Source organism: Agrobacterium sp. CMT1 (assembly GCF_037203725.1).
Lineage (GTDB): Bacteria > Pseudomonadota > Alphaproteobacteria > Rhizobiales > Rhizobiaceae > Agrobacterium > Agrobacterium pusense.
In genome coordinates, this window is record NZ_JBBCAR010000018.1 from 267,555 (window position 1) to 286,670 (window position 19,116).

A 19,116-nucleotide genomic window follows, 5' to 3' on the forward strand; every position below is an offset into this window, starting at 1 on the left:
TTTTATCCTTTCATGTTCGTTCCGGCTCTGCCCGCCTACGCAAGCTGGCCGTCTTTTTATCAGTCGGAATTTGGTAGAAACCCGTCGGGACAGGATGTCCCTTTGAATGTCTGCCGGTGAAGCCGCCTTTTTGGGGGCGGTATTTAAAAGAAGGCGCACTACGCCATCAATTTGGGTGCCGATTACGCGAGACGCCGGTTTATGTCAAGATGAAGACGGCTTGAAAGTAACTGTAACGCCAAGAATTTCATGCTTTTTCGGCAGGCGCGGCAGTCAGGTCTCGAAATTTGCCCAGCAAGTGTTTATATGGGCCTTCCAACAAGGAGCAGAAATGGCCCGCATAGACCAGACCGACGATTGGCGGGACCGCCATGCGCCGACACTTTCCGCCTTCGAATCGCTTGCGATCGAGGCCTATGGCCACCTGCCGGAAGAATTTCGCGCACTGACGAAAGATCTCATCATCGAGATCGCCGATTTCCCGACCGACGATGTCTTCGAAGACATGGCACTCGAAACCCCTTTCGATCTCCTGGGGCTTTTCGAGGGCCGGGGCATCTCCGAACGTTTCACCATGGAAACGGGCGAGATGGTAAACCGTATCACGCTTTATCGACGTCCCATTCTAGACTACTGGGCCGAGAACGAGGAAACACTGGGTGATATCATCACTCATGTCCTCATCCACGAGATTGGCCATCATTTCGGCCTGTCTGATGACGACATGGAGCGGATCGAAGAAAGCGCCGACGAGGCCGCCGCCGATCGCTGATCGGGGCGGCCATGACTGCTTACTGCTCGCCGAGCTTCATGTCGGGATGGTATTCCTTGCCCTCGACCACCTTGGTCACGGCCTGGCCGCAATGCATGACGCCACTTGCCGCATTAAAGGCATAGCTTGGCGAACCCGCGAGTTCCCAGCCTTTGTTCAGCGCCTCGGTAACCCGGTGACAGAATTTCGCGTCGTCCGGTCCGGTGATGAAACGATAGACCTTCACGTCTTATTTGCCTTTCTTTGTGCGATGATATCGGCCATGGCGACCAGCCTTTCGGCCTGGTTTACATGCAGCCGTTCTATCATCCGACCATTCATGTTGATGACATTCAATTTCGCATATTCCGGTTTTGCGAAAGCCGCAATGATCTCACGCGCTTCCGCGACCGCAGTCTCGTCCGGGGCGAAACGCCGGTTAGCCGGCTCGATCTGAGCAGGATGGATCAGCATCTTGCCATCGAACCCCATGGCGCGCCCCTGTTCGCATTCAGCTTCGAAGGCCTCGATGTCACGAAAGTCGTTTGAAACGCTGTCGATGACTTCCAGACGGTACGCACGGGCGGCAAGCACAACCTGCATCATCCAGGGTACGAGATACATGCGGTCTGTCAGCGCTGGAACGCGCGTTTCCTTGCGGAGGTCGTTCAGCCCGATGACAAAAGCCGCCAGCCGTGCATCCGGCGTGTGGGCCGCGTCTGCAATCGAGGCGGCGTTCAGGACACCGAGCGGCGTCTCGATCATCGCCCAGATTTTCAGGGCTTCGGGCGCATCTGCTTCGGCCAGAAGATCAGCCACGTCATTGATATCCGCCGGCTGTTCCACCTTCGGCAGCAGGACTGCGTTCGGCCGACAGGAAAGAACAAGCTGCAGATCCGCCTTCCCCTCAGGTGTGGAGAGGGGATTGATGCGAATAATGGTCTCGCCGCCGAAAAAAGGGGCTTCCGAAAACAAGGTTTTCAGATTCTCCCGCGCCTTGCCCTTCATGTCGGGCGCTACCGAATCTTCCAGATCGAGGATCACCCCGTCACAATCGAGATCGCGAATTTTTTCCAGCGCCCGGACGTTGATCGCGGGGACAGAAAGCAGCGAACGGCGCGGTCGGACAGGAATATTTTCGGAAAAACTGACCATGCCGCACTTGTGTCAAGCTTTTGTGACATCTGCAAGCCGACAATCCACTGAATCCTCTTGCAAGCCGGAAGAAGAAGGCCCACATTCGTCTGGAAAGAAAGGTTTGGATCATGCAAGGCATACGTTCGTTTTTCATCGCCGCATCCGGCATTGCAATTCTGGCCATGGCCGCTCTTTTCACGGCGTCGCTTACGGTCGCTTTCATTGGCGTGCTCGCGGTCCTTAGCGCAGCCCGCCTCCTGTCCGTGCGTCTGAAGCCAGCTCCGATCCCTGTGAAGCCCCGCAGTCAGCGCGACATGCGCGTCTGGAACGACGGCAAGGGTACGATTATCGATCTCTGAGGTCGATGAATTCGGAAAAAGCACCGGCGGTGCGCGCAAGGCGTACCGATGAATGCGGGTTTGCGCTTCTAAAGCGACCCTTTTTGCAGTATTTCCCCAGTTAACTCCGGCCGGCTTTAGCCAGCGCCAGATTTTGTTCAGGGAAACACGGGAAGCGACAGATGGAAAAATTCACCAAGCTGACAGGCGTTGCCGCGCCCATGCCGGTCGTCAATATCGACACGGATATGATCATTCCGAAAGATTATCTGAAGACCATCAAGCGCACCGGTCTCGGCAAGGGCCTTTTTGCTGAATCCCGGTATCTCGAAGACGGTTCGCCCAATCCCGATTTCGTGCTGAACAAGCCCGCCTACCAGAACGCCCAGATCCTCGTCGCTGGCGATAATTTCGGCTGCGGCTCATCGCGCGAACACGCACCCTGGGCGCTGCTCGATTTTGGCATCCGCTGCGTGATCTCCACCAGCTTTGCGGATATTTTTTACAATAACTGTTTCAAGAACGGCATTCTTCCGGTTGTCGTCAGCCCCGAGAACCTGGAAAAACTGCTGGACGACGCATCGCGCGGATCAAACGCCGTTCTTTCCATCGATCTTGAACGTCAGGAGATCAGCGGTCCCGACGGCGGTACGATCAGTTTTGAAATCGATGAGTTCAAGCGTCACTGCATGCTGAATGGCCTCGACGATATTGGCCTGACGCTGGAACATCGCGGCGCAATCGATACCTTCGAAAAGACCAACGCCTCCGCGCGGCCCTGGGCCTGATCCCACTTTCTACGTCGGGCATTCGCACAAGCGGGCCCGTCAGGAAAATGCGTCAAGGTAAAAGACTAAAAAGCCGATCCCGTACAAAACCGTACCGGATCGGCTTTTGCTTTGCTTGAAAAGCCCCTGAGGCAGAGATAAGAAGCCCCCGATCCCGTCCGGCTGCAATAAGACTTTGCAAATGCAGGACGGAACGAGTTTGACGCCGTGCTCGCCGCCATCGAAAAACCCTTCTGGATGTTTTCCGGCGCGCCGCCCAAGGAGGGTTCCTATGACAGTCCGTTCGCTTTTCCTTCTGCCCGGTGATGGTATCGGCCCTGAGGCCATGGCCGAAGTCCGCAAGCTGATCGACTATATGAACAGCGCTAAAGGTGCCGGTTTCACAGTCTCCGAAGGCTTGGTCGGGGGTTCCGCCTATGACGCCCATGGTGTTGCGATTTCCGATGCGGACATGGAAAAGGCGCTCGCCGCCGATGCTATCCTGTTCGGCGCCGTCGGCGGCCCGAAATGGGATGGCGTTCCCTATGAGCATCGCCCGGAAGCCGGCCTTCTTCGCCTGCGCAAGGATCTTGAACTTTTCGCCAATCTGCGCCCCGCCATCTGCTACCCGGCACTCGCCGCCGCTTCCTCCCTGAAGCCGGAACTTGTCGAAGGTCTCGATATCCTCATCGTTCGCGAGCTGACGGGCGGCGTTTATTTCGGTGAACCAAAGCAGATCATCGACCTCGGCAACGGCCAGAAGCGCGGTATCGACACCCAGATCTATGACACCTTCGAGATCGAGCGTATCGCGAGTGTCGCTTTCGAGCTGGCCCGCACCCGCGACAACCGCGTCTGCTCGATGGAAAAGCGCAACGTGATGAAGTCGGGCGTGCTGTGGAACCAGGTGGTCACCGAAACCCATGCTGCAAAGTACAGGGATGTTCAGCTGGAGCATATGCTGGCGGATGCCGGCGGCATGCAGCTGGTGCGCAAACCCAAGCAGTTCGACGTTATCGTCACCGACAATCTCTTCGGCGACATGCTTTCCGACGTCGCCGCCATGCTCACTGGCTCGCTTGGCATGCTGCCTTCTGCCTCGCTTGGCGCACCGGACGCCAAGACCGGCAAACGCAAGGCGATGTACGAGCCGGTCCACGGCTCGGCGCCTGACATTGCCGGCAAGGGCATCGCCAACCCCATCGCGATGATCGCGTCCTTCGCCATGTGCCTTCGCTACTCGTTCAACATGGTGGATGAGGCAACTAAACTCGAGACAGCGATTGCAAACGTGCTCGACAAGGGCATCCGCACCGCCGACATCATGGCAGAAGGCAGCCGCCAGGTCGGCACGTCCGAAATGGGTGATGCGGTTCTTGCCGAATTCAAGGCGCTTTCGGCGTAAGGCTTGATACAGGCTGGGCAGGCGACATAGCCGTCTGCCCGTTTTCCTTCGTAAGAAGATGCTCGTAGCGCCTGTCGGTCAGTGTCTTCAGAAAGGCGACAATGGCGTCGACCCGCTTGTCGTCCAGCGCCGGCGCTGATGTCAGTTCCGCCATGGCGATATTCTCAGGCACCTCAGGCGCGTCCCAGGCTCTGCCGGTTTCAGGATTGATCTGACGGCTCGGCTTCTTGCTCTTATATTTCACGTAAAACAGCACGACCGTGCGCAGATCCTTGAACACGCCATTGTGCATGTAAGGGCCGGTCACGGCGACGTTGCGCAGCGTCGGCACCTTGAATTTGCCGCGCTCAGCCGGATCACCGGCGACGATCGGATTCTGCGCAAGACCGAGATCGACTGCGCCCGGCTTCGAGCCATTTACGGCCCGGACAGGTGTATTGGCGGGCACACCGATGTTGAAATATTTGTGGTTGGTGAAGAGGCCGTCTTCCAGACCCTTGGCGCCCCGGATTTCGTGGCAGGTATTGCAATTGGTGAATTGCGTCGAGGAGATAAGAACCCGCCCCAGCTCTTCCTGATCAGTCAGCTTTTCCTCGCCACGCAGGAAGCGGTCATATTTGGAATCGAAGGTCGAGAACTCGTCCGATCGCTCAAAGCTCGCCAGCGCCTTCGTCATTGCGGCATAGGCGGTGTCGTCGTTCTCAAAAACATCCTTGCCAAACTGCGTGCCGAACGCCGCGACATAATCCGGATTCTCCTTGAGTCGCTTCACGACCGAGGGCTTGTCCGGCATACCCATTTCGACGGGGTTGAGCGGCGGTCCACCTGCCTGATCCTCCAGCAGCGAGGCGCGGCCGTCCCAGAACTGGCCACCCACATACTCTCCCGCCGCATTCCTGCCGAAAGGCGGTGAGAACCGGGCGTAGGCCGCGGTCGGCGCGTTGCGGTCGCCCAGTGAGAAACCGTCATCGCCGAGCGAAACATCGCGCCCAACCTTGTCGTTTTCCCGTCCATCGGAAAAACCGGCCGCCTGCATATGGCAGGTGGAACAGGCCATCGTTCGGTTCATGGAAAGATTGGGATCGTCAAAGAGCGCCGCGCCGAGCTTTTCCAACGTCGCATAATCTTCGCCGCCATGAGCAGCCACACCATCGAACCCGACACCGAAAGGAGCGAGCAGAACGGATGCAGCCAGAGCGGCGGAGAGAAAAAATCCGGGTTTCATCATCGGTAGGCACGCTCGAGATAAATGCGCGATAGCAGATCCGGGCCGCGGCAGACAGAACGGCTTCCGGCCCGGACTTCACGGAACATGGAGCGCCGGAAGTATTTCCGTCTTTCCATGCCCTCTGAGAGGACCCTATAACACTTTCTAACGGTCGGAGCCTACAAACTTTCACAGCTTGCTCCACTTTGCCGCACCGGGATCAAACGCCCCGGGCAATGGCGTGGAAAAACGTGCCCGAAACGAGGCCTCGCCTGCCGCCCGATGGCCCGAGCGGGCGACCCTGCCCGTCGGCTATCTCAGCAAAAGGCGCGTCTTGGCCGGGGTCGATGACCCGCGCATAATGGAATTCATGGCCGCGCAGAACTTCCCCTGCCGATCCGAGCGGACCATTCACCGCAATTGTTGCCTGCCGGTAGCCGAGATTCATCTTGCGCGTGGCAAAGCTGGTGGCATGCGACAACAGACCTGTCATGGCATGGGTCACCCCATCGGCATCCTCCAGCGCCGCCCCCATCACCATGTAACCACCGCACTCGCCATGCACGGGCTTTGTCGCGGCAAAGCGGGTAATGCCGGCCTTGAAAACAGCGGCATTCGCGAGTTTTCCGGCAAAAAGCTCGGGATACCCGCCGGGCAGCCAGCAGATATCACAGCTCCCATCCGGAGCCTCATCGGCGAGCGGAGAAAAAGGCACGATTTCGGCGCCGGATGCATGCCAGTGCTTCTTGAGATGCGGGTAAAGGAAGGTGAAAGCTGCATCTTCCGCCAGCGCAATGCGCTGGCCGGGCGGCGCGATGGCTGCTGCTTTCGAACCCGGAGGCAGCTCGACCGGTGCAGCAAGTGACAACACGGCATCGAGATCGATGGATTTTTCCATCGCGTCCGCGAGCCTTTCGATATGAGCATCGATTTCCGGATGTTCGCTCGCCTGCACGAGACCCAGGTGACGTTCCGGCAGGATGAGGGAGGGATCGCGCAGCACGCATCCGGCAACCCGCAATCCGATTTTTTCGATGGCTTCCGTACACAGGAGCCTGTGCCTTTCGCTGCCGGCCCGGTTCAGCACCACCGCCGCCATGGTTACGGCGGGATCGTAATGGGCAAAACCGTGAGCAACGGCGGCGGCGGTCTGCGACTGACCGGACACATCGAGGACCAGCAGCACGGGAATGCCGAATAGCCGTGCCAGATCCGCAGCCGAACCGGTACGGTTTTCCGCCACCGGAATGCCGTCGAACAGGCCCATCGCGCTCTCGATCAGAATGAGATCGGCGTCCTGCGTGTGCTGTGAAAACAGGTGCCGCAGCAGCTCTGGCCTCATTGCCCAGCTATCCAGATTAAGACCTGATGAGCCGGTGGCGAAGGCATGGAAACCCGGGTCTATGTAATCTGGTCCCGTCTTGATGCCGCGTACCTTGATGCCGCGTCTGGCGAAAGCCCGCAGCAGGCCGATGGTCACGCTGGTCTTGCCGGATCCCGAGCGCGGCGCGCCGATGATGATCGCCCGCGCCGTCATGCCTGCGAAACTCCCAGCCGCTCGCGCATCGACACAATCTCTCCGATGACGATCAAGGCCGGCGCTTCGAAATCTTCCCGCATTGCATCGCCAGCTATACTTTCCAGCTTGCTAATAAAAATGCGCTCTTGTTCAGTTGTCGCCGACATGATGACAGCGACCGGCGTCGTTGACGCACGTCCGCCCTGCATCAGAAGCTTTGCAATCGCGCCGATATTCTTCAGACCCATATAAACGACGATGGGCTCCTGTGTTTTTGCCAGCGCCAGCCAGTCCAGGTCCTCCTCCGTGCCAGCCGCATGACCGGTGGCGAGCGTCACGGCGCGACTGATCCCACGCATCGTGGCTGGAATACGCGCAGAAGCCAGCGCCGCCAGCGAAGATGTCATGCCCGGCAATATGCGAAACGGAACGCCGGCACGGACCAGCGCCTCCGCTTCTTCGCCGCCACGGCCAAAAATGAAGGGATCGCCGCCCTTCAGCCGCAGCACCTTTTTTCCCTGCCGGGCGAAATCGATCAGCGAGGCGGTAATATCGTCCTGCGTCGCAGAGGGCTTGCCACCGCGCTTGCCGGCAAAGACGATCTCCGCCTGGGGACCGAGCGCCACGACATCGTCACTCACCAGCGCATCACGCACGATGATCTCGGCCTGGGAGAGTGCCAGCGCCACTTCGAGCGTCAGATAACGCACATCGCCCGGCCCTGCGCCCGCGAGCCAGACGTGCCCCGCTTCGAAGGCCGGACTTTTTGCGGCAATACTGTTCAAAATCTGCGGTATCGACATTCTCTTGGCTGCTTTTTAACGATGACGGAAAAAGCCGTCCCGGCTATAGGAATTCATATGGAAACGGATGGAAAGACCCTTCGCCGCGGCTGGACCACGGGCACCTGCGCGGCAGCCGCCACGAAGGCGGCCTGCGCCGCCCTTCTGACCGGCGAGTTTCCTTACCCTGTCGAGGTCGAACTTCCAAGCGGCGCGAGGCCCGCATTTTCCCTCGCGACCGAGGAAAAGGGTGAAAACTTCGCCCGCGCAGGTGTCATCAAGGATGCGGGCGATGACCCTGATGTTACCCACGGCGCACTGATCGAAAGCACGGTGCGGCGCGGTCAGCCGGGAAGCGGTATCACCTTCAAGGCCGGCACGGGCGTCGGCACCGTCACGCGGCCCGGACTGCCCCTGCCGCCAGGAGAACCCGCCATCAATCCCGTGCCACGCAAGATAATCGAAACCGCCATTCACGAGGTGGCTGGTGCGGAGACTGATTTCGAAGTTGAAATTTCCGTTCGAGACGGCGAGAAACTTGCGGAAAAAACCCTCAACGGCAGACTCGGCATTCTCGGAGGTATCTCCATTCTCGGCACCACGGGCGTCGTTATCCCTTTTTCCTGCTCGGCCTGGATCCACTCCATCTGGCGAGGCATTGACGTGGCGCGTGCGACCGGCTGCACTCACGTGCTCGGCGCTACCGGGAACACCTCTGAAAAAGCGGGACAGGCGCTGTATGAACTGCCCGAGACCGCGTTGATCGACATGGGGGATTTCATCGGCGGGATGTTGAAATATCTGCGCAGCCACCCGGTCGAGCGGGTAACGATTGCTGGTGGCGTCGCCAAGATGACGAAGCTCGCCCAGGGGATGCTCGACGTGCACTCCAAAAAAGGTCTTGCCGATCTCGATGCGCTGGCGGCGCTGGCAGGGGAGGCAGGTGGCGATGGGGAACTCGCTGACGCCATTCGCAGCGCCAACACCGTCGCCCATGCCTTCCAGCTGGCCGATCGCAACGCTATCGATCTTGGCGCGATCGTTGCGGAAAAAGCCTGGGTGACCGCGGCGGCGGCGCTGAGGACGCCGGCCATAGCACTGGATATCCTGGTTTTCGATCGTCAGGGCGCGTTGAAGGGACGCACCGCCTCCACCCCGTCGCATCAGCCCGCCGCATCCTCCTTTGGAGACCGGAAGCGGCGTACATAGTCTGCACTGTAGAGTGCGCTTTCACGAAAATCCGTCGAGGCCAAACCACGGCCGACAAAGATCAGCGCCGTGCGCTCGACAGGCTCGGCCGCAAGCTTGCCTTCGATATCGAACAGGCTACCGCGAATGACCCGCTCATCCGGCCAGGACGCCCGCACGACAATGGCGACGGGGCAATCGGAACCATAAAGCGGCGTCAATTCTTCCACGACCCTGCCGATGGCATGAATGGCAAGATGGATGGCAAGCGTCGCGCCCGTCGCACCGAAAGCCTGCAGCGTCTCGCCATCAGGCATCTTCGATGCACGCCCGGAAATCCGCGTCAGCACAAGGCTCTGCGCCACTTCCGGCACCGTCAGTTCGCGTTGCAAGGCTGCCGCGGCGGCGGCGAAGGAAGGAACCCCGGGCGTCACGCTGTAATCGAGCCCCAACTGCTCCAGCCGGCGGATCTGTTCGCCCATTGCGCTCCAGACGGAAAGGTCGCCGGAGTGCAACCGTGCAACGTCCTTGCCTTCCCTTGCTGCCGCGATGAATTCCGCCTCGATCTCATCCAGCGAAAGTGCGGCCGTATCGACAATACGCGCGCCCGGCGGGCAATAGTCGATCAGCGCCTTCGGAACCAGCGAGCCGGCATAAAGGCAGACCGGGCACGCCGCGATAAGATCGCGCCCGCGCACCGTAATGAGATCGGCGGCGCCCGGACCGGCACCGATGAAATGAACCGTCATTCGTGTTCTCCATGTTCGATCGCGCAGCCGCCATCCTCTGGGGCGGTACCGTCAGCGGTTGCGATGGCCACCGTCACATCGCCGTGTACGAGCCGCGGCGCGACCAGCCTTGCATTCTCTCCCGCTGCCGCAAGCGCCGCGGTTTCGCTCACGCTCGGCAAACCGGACCGCTCGAAACTCGCGCGTGAAAACGTCAGCGTTTTCGAGATAACCGCGTCAAGCCGGTGCTGCGCGACGATTTCGAGCGACAGGGAAAGGGTTTTCGCCGCTTCCGCAAGGCCGGCTTCCCGCGATTTAAGTGGCGCAGTTGCCAGACGGTCGGCCTTGACGCCAAAATCCTGCTCGGCAGCGCGCAAGGCAGCGATGATCATCCCCACCGTCGCTCCCTTGCGGCAGCCTATGCCAGCCACGATCACCATGGCTTCACCCAGCTCCACTGGGTCACCGGCATGGCCGGACGCCACCCCGACATTGAACCGACAGCCGCCGCCCGCGACACATCCAGCCTTACGATCGAACCGCCGAGCCTCGCATGCGCGGCCAGCAGAACTGCCTCCATTTCCAACGTCACGGCATTGGCGACCAGACGCCCCCCGGATTTCAATGCCCCCACGGCCCCATCGAATACACCCGCTTCACTGCCGCCGCCGCCAATGAAGATTGCGTCCGGACGGGGTAACCCTTCAAAAGCGTCGGGAGCGGAACCGATCATGACCTCAAGCCCGGGAACACCGCAGACGTCGGCATTAAACGTTATGCGTTCCGCCCTTGCCGGGTGCTGCTCTATGGCAATGGCGCGAAGCGAAGGGTGCGACAGCATCCATTCAATACCGATCGAGCCGGAACCCGCACCGATATCCCAAAGCAGTTCGCCGCGGCGTGGCGCCAGCGAGGACAGGGTCACAGCCCGGATTTCGCGTTTGGTGATCTGCCCGTCATGTTCGAACAGGCCATCGTCAAGTCCGTGCGCAAAGGGCAGGACACGTGCGCCTTGATCCGCAACAACGTCAATTGCCACGACATTCAGAGCATTGACGTCCTCAACGGCGAAATCGCTCGCCGGGAGGCGGCGCGATCTTTCCCGTTCTCCTCCCAAAGCCTCGAGCAGAGTGAATTCCGACCGGCCGAAACCGGAGGCAGACAGCAATTTTGCGATCAAAACCGGGTCGCGCTCGTCCGACGTCAGCGCTATGATGCGGGTGCCGGGATGGAGATGCGGCCGCAAAAGGTCGATGGGTCGGCCGTGCAGCGAAACGCACTCGACCGATTGCAGCGGCCAGCCGAGCCGGGAAGCCGCGAGAGAAAAGGCCGAAGGCGAAGGATACGAGACAGCCTCCTGGACAGGGACGCTTCTCAGAAGCGTGACGCCCACACCGTAGAAGAACGGATCACCGGATGCCAGCACGCAAACCCTCCTGCCGCGCAGCGCCAGAACGTCCCTCATCTCTACGTCGAATGGCACGGGCCAGGCCCGTGCCTCGCCCTGAATCGCCGCAGCTGCCAGGTCCAGATGACGTCTGCCGCCAAAGACAACTTCGGCGGCCTCGATTGCCCGCAGCGCATTTTTACCGAGCCCGTCAAGCCCGTCCTCGCCGATGCCGACGATGGAAAGCCAGCGCGTTGCTTCCTTTTCGGTGGAAGCCTTGCCCGTTCCGGAATATTCAGAGGTCATGACACGCTCCATACTCATTCTTGGCGGCACGACCGATGCCCGCCTCCTGGCCGGCCGGCTGGGCGAAGATTCCAGCTATCGTATCCTGCTCTCCATGGCAGGGCGCACGATCTCCCCGGTGGAACAGCCCGTACCCATGCGCAGTGGCGGCTTCGGCGGTGCGGCGGGGCTGGCGGATTTCATCCGCGCCGGGAATTTCGATATTCTGGTGGATGCGACCCATCCCTATGCCGCCAGAATTTCCGCCAATGCCGTGGAGGCGTCGAAGCGAGCAGGCGTTCCGCTCATCAGGCTTTCGCGTCCTGCCTGGCAGCTTCAGCCGGGCGATAACTGGCAAAGTGTCGAGAGCATCTATCAGGCGATCGTCGCGCTTGGCGGCCAAGGCAGATGCGTGTTTCTGGCGCTCGGTCGACAGGAGCTTCTTCCTTTTGAGGCCGCGCCCCAGCACAACTATCTCATCCGCAGCGTCGATCCCGTGGAACCGCCGCTGAAGTTGCCGGATGCGCGTTACATCACTGCACGCGGTCCTTTCGCAACGGAGGACGAAATCCGTATGCTGGAAGAAAACCGCATTGAGGTCGTGATATCGAAAAACTCGGGTGGCGCAGCAAGTTACGGCAAGATCGAAGCGGCCAGACAACTCCATCTGCCGGTTATCATGATCGAGCGGCCGAGGCAGTCGCACGACACGGCCGCCACAAGCGTAACGGTGCCGGATATAGCGACTGCGCTCACCGCCATCCACCATCAGTTTTCTCTTTTCGAAAAACGAGGCGAATAAACGATCGGTTCTTTTCCGGGACGTTCGATCAAACGCGTTTCTTCCGAACCGACAATGACACAGGTCGCCATGTCTGCCATGTCGCTCGACGCCTCCGATAGCGGCACGACCCGTATGCGCTCATCCAGGCGGCCTGCCGCCCTGCCGAAGATCACCGGCACCGATCCGGGCAGATGCACCCGCAGCAGGTCAAACGCCGTGCCGAGCTGATGCGGCCGCGCCTTGCTGACAGGATTATAGAAGGCCATCACGAAACCCGCCTGCGCCGCCGCGATCAGTCGTTTCTCGATGATTCCCCAGGGTTTGAGATTGTCCGACAGTGAAATGGCGCAAAAATCATGCCCGAGCGGCGCACCCGCTCTTGCCGCCACCGCCAGCATCGCCGTCACGCCCGGCACGACGGAAACATCGATATCGCGCCATTCGGATGGACCATTTTCGATTGCCTCGCAGATGGCCGCCGCCATGGCGAAAACACCGGGATCACCACCGGAAACCACGCAGACCCTGCCACCTTCGGCCGCAAGCCGAAGGGCCTGTTCAGCGCGGGAGATTTCCTCACGATTGTCGGAGGCATGGCGGCGCTGGTGGGGACCAAGCGAGAGCCGGTCGAGATAAGGAATATAGCCGAAAAAATCGTCGGATGCCGCGACAGCCGCAAGCGCCTCCGGCGTCACCTGTGCAGCATTACCGGGACCCAGTCCGACGACGACGAGCTTGCCGGTCATGGTGCTTCACCCGCGCCGGGCCTCGTTTTCCAGCCAGGTACAAGAACCAGCGAAAAGTAAGGCGCAGGCGAAGCATCCCGCTCGATGAGCCGCACTGCATGGCTGTTGGCCATGGTGCCGCGCTCGACATAAAGCGCCTGTTCGAGCTTGCCGGCCTTTTCCAGTGCACGGCGGATTTTGGGCAGGTTGCGCCCGACTTTCATGATGACCGCCCCGTCCGTGCCGGAAAGACGGTCAAAAAGAACATCTTCTGCAAGCGTTCCAGGAAGCACGCTCAGAATATCGTCTCCCTGCACCAGCGGCAGCCCAGCCATGGACCAGCAGCCGGACATGGCGGTGATGCCGGCTACGACTTCCGCCTGATAGGACGGCGCAAGCCGCAGATGCAGATGCATATAGGAGCCATAGAACAGCGGATCGCCCTCCGAGAGCACGGCAACATTCCTGCCGGCTTCGAGATGTGCTGCAATGTCCTTCGCCGACTGATCGAAAAATCGGGCGATCGCATCGCGATAATTCTCACCGTTCTTGTCGCTTTCGACCGTGACGGGGTAAACCAACGGCATTTCAAGCGTGCCCGGACGGATAAAGGCCTCGACGATACCACGGCCGTTGCCGCTACTGCCCTTTTTGCAGAAGAAAGCCAGAACGTCGGCTGCCTCGATGGCGCGCACCGCTTTCAGCGTCAGCAGTTCAGGATCGCCGGGACCGGTGCCGACGCCGACGAGTTTCCCCTTACGATGTTCAAAAAGAGCCGCGCTCACAGGCCCGCCCTCGCAACAGCGTTGACGGCGGCAGCCGTCATGGCCGAGCCGCCCATGCGTCCCTTGACGATGGCGTAGGGAATGCCGAGCGTACTGACTTCCAACGCATCCTTCGATTCCGCTGCGCCGACGAAACCGACCGGCATGCCGATGATGGCGGCGGGGCGAGGCGCGCCCTTTTCGAGCATCTCCAGAAGATAGAACAGGGCTGTTGGCGCGTTGCCGATCGCCACCAGAGCACCGTCCATGTGCTCCGCCCAGAGATCAAGCGCGGCGGCCGAACGTGTATTGCCGATGGACCTCGCAATGTCGGGCGTGCGCGGATCACGAAGTGTGCAGATGACCGCATTGGCGGCTGGCAGGCGCGCGCGCGTCACACCATGGGCGACCATTTCCGCATCGCAAAGGATGGGCTTGCCCGCAAGGAGTGCGCCACGCGCGGCAGAGACAAAATCCGGGGAGAAACGGAAATGGGCGGCGGCCTCAACCAGCCCGCAGGCATGAATCATGCGAATGGCGATGTCCGCCTGATCCTCGGCAAAAGCGGACAAATCCGCTTCCTCGCGTATTATGGCGAAGGAGCGCTCATAGATCGCATTGCCATCGCGAATATAGTCATAGTCGGTCATCGGTCATCCTGTCGAAGCGCCGCGACAATTGCCTGCCTGCCCAGACGGGCAAACAGGCCAGCGGCGTTTTCCCCGGGCTTATGTTCTTTTTCATAAAGACGGGCAAGCCGCGAAAGCGCCGCTCTTTGTTGTGCAAAGGGTAAAATGCCGTCCGGCGAATCACCGGCGCAGCCAAAAATCGAAAAAGCCATGCCATTATCGGAACCTGAAAAGGTGAGAAGCGACGGCGCGGGATGGGCGCAGCCTTTGCCGCATCCGGAAATATGCAGGGTCACGGAACCGTCGAGCAGCGGGGCGCAAGCGCCTGCCGCAAAGGAAGCCAGTTCGTGAGTAGGATAAAAGGCCGACGCGCAACCGGGAGCGCCGGGACAGACTGCTATGGAAGATCGCCCGTCGCCGGCAGCCGTGACGAAACCCGATGTTCCGGCACTTGCAAGTAGTGCGCCGCACGCGCGCTGGGAACCGAAAAACAGCAGGCTATGATTTATCGCTGGCCGAAGAGACTGAATACCGAGCATGGCGGCCGTTTCGCAGAGACGCGCTATATCAGCGGCTTTGATCTGACTGAAGGCAGGCGCGACGCCTGCAGCAAAACCGGCCCCGCCTGCGGCCATCAAACCCAAAGGCACGAAGGACGGGGATGCCTCGCTTCCGGCCCAATCCACCAGATGATCACCGCAGATCGCTTCAATCATCTTCCGATCCAGATCGCGACCGCGGGCGAGCGGACCTTTTTTTGCCAGAAGCGCGAGTAATTCAAGGACGACACCAGCTGCGGCGCCGGCGCCAACCAGCCCCGCATCCACCGAGCTGCTTTCCGGACCGCCCACAAACAGGCGCCAGAAGACCTGCCCTTCCAGACGCTGTGCTTTCAGGCGGATGTCAGCGAGCAAATCTCCCATGGAGACATATCCGCCACCGTCGATCACCACAGACATTTTGGCGGCGAGTTTTTCAGCAAGCCCCAGCGCTTTTGCCTCCCGGCGAATCTCGTCTGCAAGAGAACGGCCATCGGCAATTTCCGTCTCGTCGCGACCGGATAAGGGCGAAACCTCAACCGCCAGCCCATCGCGAAGCGGTAGACCAAGCGCCAGAACCTCTTTTTCCAGAAAGCGCGCGCTCTCGGGCGACAGACCGCGAAATTGCAGGCTGCCCCGGGCGGTAATGTCCATCAAGCCATTGCCATGGAAATCCGAAAGATCGCAAAGCCTCTTCATCTCAAGGGGCGTGATATCCTCTTCGAATGCGATCCGTGACAGGAGACCATCGCCGGTGGGCATGGGTGCAGAGAGAGCCGGGCATGCGCCGCGGCGGCTGACTGGCTGAACGGGATTGAATAAGGCCGTCATCACGCGCCGACCCTTTCCGGACGGGGCAAAAGCAGCATTTCAAGCTCCGCATCCACCGCGTTTCGGCGACTGTGCCACAGGCCGCGGCGGCGGGCGGACAAGAAACGTTCCGCCATCACCCGCGCTGCCTTCGGGTTTTCGCGCAGGATAAAATCGCGCACCGCTTCATTGCCGAAATAGGCATCGTGAAGGGCTTCGATCAACGATGACGACACCGCATTGGTGGTTTCGGCAAAGCCGACCAGCCGGTCCACCGTCTCGGCAAACTCCGCCGCACCGCGTGGACCATGTCGCATCTGGCCTTCGATGAAGCGCGGATTGACGGCCCGGGCCCGCACCACCCGCGTCAGGGCCTGTGTCATCGATCTTGCCCGTGGGCGCGCCGGATCGGTCGTATCCAGCGCCACGATATCGGCAACGCCTCCAAGTGCAGCCTTGGCAGCGGAAAAGCCGCCAATGAAAGCGACATCGGAAGAACCGTCCAGAAGATCGCGGCCGGGATCATCGCCGGTGTGAACCAGAAGATCAGCCCGGCGCACCGCCTGCGCAAATCCGGCATCCTCGAAAATCTCCAGCCCGTCCGCACCTCCGAATGCGTAACTTGCCGCATCTAAGTAGGCTTTACCCAGTTCCTCGCGTTCGTCCCATTTGCCGCTGGCGAGCTTCTCCTCAATACCAGCACCATAGGTGCCGGGCGCGGAGCCGAAAATCCGCGGTGGTATATGACCGAGCAGAGCCGCCTCTTCCGCAAGCGGATTGTCGCCCGGCGCTTCTTCACGCCGCGCCACGGCCTTGGCGGCAGCATCGAGAAGCGCGATCAGCGCAGGAAACATATCCCGAAACAGGCCGGAAATGCGGAACGTCACATCAACGCGTGGACGGCCGAGGCTGGCCGGCGGCAGCACCTCGATGCCGGTCACGCGGCCGGTGCCGGCGTCGTAAATCGGCCGCGCTCCCATCAGGTGCAGCGCCTGCGCCACATCCTCGCCGCCGTTGCGGAGACTGGCACTTCCCCAGAGATCGAACACCAGATGTTTCGGCCAATCCCCGTGGCTCTGCAGATGATGACGGAGCACCTCTTCGCCGGCCATGCGCCCTAGTTCAAAAGCGGTGGGCGTCGGCATCGTGCGCGGATCCGCTGCATAAAGATTGCGGCCCGTTGGAAGTACATCGATCCGGCCCCGTGCCGGTGCGCCGGAAGGACCGGGAGCAACGTGCCGGCCATCGAGTGCGGCAAGCAAGGCCGCCTTCTCGGCCCGGGCGCTTTGAAGTCTCAGAGGATCAGCCTCACCTTCGGCGCAGCGGCCGAAAATGTGCTGGCCGTCCTTGATCGCAAAATCCTTGAGATCACAGAGAAAGGCGTCGATGCGTGAGAGGGCGGCGTCGGCATCGTCCTTCGTATTCACGCCGGCCTCGGTTGCAAGCCCGGTTTCCTGCGCTTTTTCAATGATCAGCTTCGCCAGCCGGTCGCGCCGGCGCCGATCGAGCCCATCGGCCTGCGCATATTCGTCGACCAGCTGTTCAAGCGCCAGTTGTTCCGGCGAAAGCCCGGCATTAACCAGCACCGGCGGAATATGGCCGATGGTGACGGCTGCAATACGCCGTTTCGCCACCGCCGCCTCACCGGGATTGGAAACGATAAACGGATAAATCACCGGCAGCGGACCAGTGACAATTTCCGGAAAGCACTTGCGGGAAAGCGCCACTGTCTTGCCGGGCAGCCATTCCAGCGTACCGTGCGCGCCCACATGCACGATGGCATGGGCGGATGCCACGCGCTGCATCCATGCGCCGAAGGCAACAAGCGCGTGGCGCGGTGGCAGGGCGGGATCGTGATAGTCAACCCGGCGGTCCTCATTGCGCCCCCTGTCCGGCGCAAGCGCCACGAAGACCTGGCCGAAACGCGCGACGCGAAAACGAAACCCGCCATCGGCGAAAGCTTCATCACTTTCCGCAGCTCCCCATGTCGCACTCAAGGAGGCCGCGGCATCGTCAGGCAAACCCGAAAGAAAACCTCGATAATCGGCAAGATCGATCGTCGCTTCCTGCTGCTCAAGGCGACCGAGCAGCGCCCTTGCCGTTTCGGGAATATCTTCGACGCAATAGCCGGCATCTGCAAGATCTCGCAGCATTTCGAGCACGCTTTGCGGCACATCCAGACCAACGGCGTAACCGGTTCGCCCCGGGGCTGCACCCGGATAATCCGGCATCAGAACGACAATGCGCCGCTCCTCCGGCGAGGTATTTTTCAGACGCAGGAAGGCCGCGATGCGGCTTGCCACCTGTTCGACACGATCCGCCTCCGGCATGTTTACGAGACTGATACCGCCATCGGTCCAAGGCTGTTTGAATGAAATCACGCCTGCGAAAATCCGGCCATCCAGTTCAGGCAGCACAATATGCATGGCTAGATCGGACGGGTTTAGTCCACGCGCATTCGCCGCCCAGCCGTCGCGGCGGGTCGTCGCCATGGCGACCTGGAAAACGGGAACGCCAAGCCGATCGAACAGCGTATGGCCATCGGCATCGCTCTGACTGGCAAAGGCCGTCGCAGCAAGGATGGCAGCGGGCTGAATATCTCTCAGCGCCTTTTCGAGAAAGCGAAGGGCATCGCCATCCTTCAGGCCGCTGACAAAAATCGGCACCGGGGAGAAACCGCGCTCGCAAAGCGCGTGAAAGAGCGCATCCACCGGCGCTGCATCCGCAGCCAGCAACATGGAGCGATAAAAGACAATAGGCAGAACGGGCGCGGCAGCCGGGAAGCCAGAGCAGGCCTCCATTTTCCCTAACACCCCCACCCCCGGCCGATAAAAGCCGGCTTTCGGCAATGGTTCAGCTTCTATCATCGGCCATGCGTCATCTCTTGCCAGAGCGGCGAGGCCACCGGCAAGACGACCCATATTATCTCTTCCGCCTTCGCGGAAAAAGGAAAGGACGGATGCCAGGATGTGTGTGTCCACGGTCGACGCCGCTTCGAGCTTTTCGTCCCTTTCACTGCATTCGCCGGGCAGAAGCAGAAGCTTTATCCCACGTCGGCGCGCCATGCTGGAAAGCTGATCGACTCCATAACGCCAGCGTTCCGCTCCACCGAGGATTCGGACAAGGATGACCGTGGCATGCTCCGCCGTCTTTTCGATCCACAGGTCAACCGACATGGGATGGCGAAGCTCGGCGAGGTTTGCGGCGGACAGGCTGGGGAGCACACTGTCCGCCTGTCGCCACGCCTGCTCAAGCCCGGCAAGATCGCTTGTCGAAAACGACAGCATCACCACATCCGATCGAGGCTGGTTGAGGTCAACCGGCTCGATCAGATCGTCGAGAGACGAGGATGTGGTGGCAAGAATATGCAT

General features: G+C 60.6%; 19 protein-coding genes. 6 read left to right on the top strand and 13 right to left on the bottom strand.

Annotation, left to right across the window (positions count from 1 at the left end; translation table 11 throughout):
* Positions 1-331 precede the first annotated feature (331 nt).
* Positions 332-772 carry a metallopeptidase family protein gene (locus tag WA845_RS22435; protein WP_003520258.1) on the top strand — a complete coding sequence of 147 codons (441 nt, stop codon included), beginning with the start codon at positions 332-334 and terminating at the stop codon, positions 770-772.
* A 19-nt stretch (positions 773-791) separates the two neighbouring features.
* Here WA845_RS22435 and WA845_RS22440 read toward each other — a convergent pair whose 3' ends face one another.
* Both WA845_RS22440 and WA845_RS22445 read right to left on the bottom strand, forming a co-directional pair.
* Positions 792-998 (bottom strand): DUF1737 domain-containing protein, encoded by a 207-nt coding sequence (locus tag WA845_RS22440; RefSeq protein ID WP_003505258.1) that lies wholly within the window; start codon positions 996-998, stop codon positions 792-794.
* On the bottom strand, positions 995-1,906 hold the full coding sequence (locus WA845_RS22445; protein WP_035208012.1) for an HpcH/HpaI aldolase/citrate lyase family protein: 912 nt from the start codon (positions 1,904-1,906) through the stop codon (positions 995-997). The genes WA845_RS22440 and WA845_RS22445 overlap by 4 nt, the downstream gene beginning before the upstream one ends.
* 110 nt (positions 1,907-2,016) lie before the next feature.
* On the opposite strand from WA845_RS22445, the gene WA845_RS22450 reads away from it, so the two are divergent.
* The 3 genes from WA845_RS22450 to leuB all read left to right on the top strand — a co-directional run bounded on the left by WA845_RS22450 (position 2,017) and on the right by leuB (position 4,398).
* A complete protein-coding gene (locus tag WA845_RS22450; RefSeq protein ID WP_112553090.1) occupies positions 2,017-2,247 on the top strand; it encodes a hypothetical protein in 231 nt (76 codons plus the stop codon).
* Positions 2,248-2,408: 161 nt separating this feature from the next.
* Positions 2,409-3,014, top strand: coding sequence for a 3-isopropylmalate dehydratase small subunit (gene leuD / locus WA845_RS22455; protein WP_006698323.1), 606 nt, complete (start codon positions 2,409-2,411; stop codon positions 3,012-3,014).
* Between the two features lie 271 nt (positions 3,015-3,285).
* Positions 3,286-4,398, top strand: a complete 1,113-nt coding sequence (gene leuB / locus WA845_RS22460; RefSeq protein ID WP_022557015.1) for a 3-isopropylmalate dehydrogenase — start codon at positions 3,286-3,288, stop codon at positions 4,396-4,398.
* Here leuB and WA845_RS22465 read toward each other — a convergent pair.
* The 3 genes from WA845_RS22465 to cobA form a co-directional block, all read right to left on the bottom strand.
* Positions 4,379-5,626 carry a cytochrome c peroxidase gene (locus WA845_RS22465; protein ID WP_112553088.1) on the bottom strand — a complete coding sequence of 416 codons (1,248 nt, stop codon included), beginning with the start codon at positions 5,624-5,626 and terminating at the stop codon, positions 4,379-4,381. The genes leuB and WA845_RS22465 overlap by 20 nt on opposite strands.
* A gap of 199 nt (positions 5,627-5,825) precedes the next feature.
* Positions 5,826-7,142 carry a cobyrinate a,c-diamide synthase gene (locus WA845_RS22470; RefSeq protein ID WP_112553086.1) on the bottom strand — a complete coding sequence of 439 codons (1,317 nt, stop codon included), beginning with the start codon at positions 7,140-7,142 and terminating at the stop codon, positions 5,826-5,828.
* Positions 7,139-7,927 carry a uroporphyrinogen-III C-methyltransferase gene (gene cobA / locus WA845_RS22475; protein WP_112553084.1) on the bottom strand — a complete coding sequence of 263 codons (789 nt, stop codon included), beginning with the start codon at positions 7,925-7,927 and terminating at the stop codon, positions 7,139-7,141. Before cobA ends, WA845_RS22470 begins: the two co-directional genes overlap by 4 nt.
* Before the next feature lie 57 nt (positions 7,928-7,984).
* Between cobA and WA845_RS22480 the strand changes: the two genes are divergently transcribed.
* A complete protein-coding gene (locus tag WA845_RS22480) occupies positions 7,985-9,115 on the top strand; it encodes a cobalt-precorrin-5B (C(1))-methyltransferase (protein ID WP_162719092.1) in 1,131 nt (376 codons plus the stop codon).
* Here the strand turns inward: WA845_RS22480 and cobM are convergent.
* The 3 genes from cobM to cbiE are packed head-to-tail and all read right to left on the bottom strand — an operon-like array spanning position 9,070 to position 11,515.
* Complete coding sequence (cobM, locus tag WA845_RS22485; protein WP_004444155.1) at positions 9,070-9,843, bottom strand: precorrin-4 C(11)-methyltransferase; 774 nt, start codon at positions 9,841-9,843, stop codon at positions 9,070-9,072. The two genes, WA845_RS22480 and cobM, sit on opposite strands and share 46 nt — an antisense overlap.
* A complete protein-coding gene (locus WA845_RS22490) occupies positions 9,840-10,262 on the bottom strand; it encodes a cobalamin biosynthesis protein (RefSeq protein WP_112553082.1) in 423 nt (140 codons plus the stop codon). Before WA845_RS22490 ends, cobM begins: the two co-directional genes overlap by 4 nt.
* Positions 10,256-11,515, bottom strand: a complete 1,260-nt coding sequence (gene cbiE / locus WA845_RS22495; RefSeq protein WP_112553080.1) for a precorrin-6y C5,15-methyltransferase (decarboxylating) subunit CbiE — start codon at positions 11,513-11,515, stop codon at positions 10,256-10,258. The genes WA845_RS22490 and cbiE overlap by 7 nt, the downstream gene beginning before the upstream one ends.
* On the opposite strand from cbiE, the gene WA845_RS22500 reads away from it, so the two are divergent.
* Positions 11,514-12,296: a cobalt-precorrin-6A reductase gene (locus WA845_RS22500; protein ID WP_004444161.1), complete on the top strand. Its 783-nt coding sequence runs from the start codon at positions 11,514-11,516 to the stop codon at positions 12,294-12,296. The genes cbiE and WA845_RS22500 overlap by 2 nt on opposite strands.
* Here the strand turns inward: WA845_RS22500 and WA845_RS22505 are convergent.
* From WA845_RS22505 to cobN, 5 genes are read right to left on the bottom strand one after another with little or no spacing between them, the layout of a single operon-like run.
* Complete coding sequence (locus tag WA845_RS22505) at positions 12,263-13,024, bottom strand: precorrin-3B C(17)-methyltransferase (RefSeq protein WP_004444163.1); 762 nt, start codon at positions 13,022-13,024, stop codon at positions 12,263-12,265. The two genes, WA845_RS22500 and WA845_RS22505, sit on opposite strands and share 34 nt — an antisense overlap.
* Positions 13,021-13,788, bottom strand: a complete 768-nt coding sequence (locus WA845_RS22510) for a precorrin-2 C(20)-methyltransferase (RefSeq protein ID WP_112553078.1) — start codon at positions 13,786-13,788, stop codon at positions 13,021-13,023. Before WA845_RS22510 ends, WA845_RS22505 begins: the two co-directional genes overlap by 4 nt.
* Positions 13,785-14,417 carry a precorrin-8X methylmutase gene (locus WA845_RS22515; RefSeq protein WP_004444167.1) on the bottom strand — a complete coding sequence of 211 codons (633 nt, stop codon included), beginning with the start codon at positions 14,415-14,417 and terminating at the stop codon, positions 13,785-13,787. The genes WA845_RS22510 and WA845_RS22515 overlap by 4 nt, the downstream gene beginning before the upstream one ends.
* On the bottom strand, positions 14,414-15,766 hold the full coding sequence (gene cobG / locus WA845_RS22520; RefSeq protein WP_112553076.1) for a precorrin-3B synthase: 1,353 nt from the start codon (positions 15,764-15,766) through the stop codon (positions 14,414-14,416). Before cobG ends, WA845_RS22515 begins: the two co-directional genes overlap by 4 nt.
* The gene (cobN, locus tag WA845_RS22525) at positions 15,766-19,116 is read right to left on the bottom strand and encodes a cobaltochelatase subunit CobN (RefSeq protein ID WP_112553074.1); all 3,351 of its coding nucleotides are present in this window, start codon (positions 19,114-19,116) and stop codon (positions 15,766-15,768) included. The genes cobG and cobN overlap by 1 nt, the downstream gene beginning before the upstream one ends.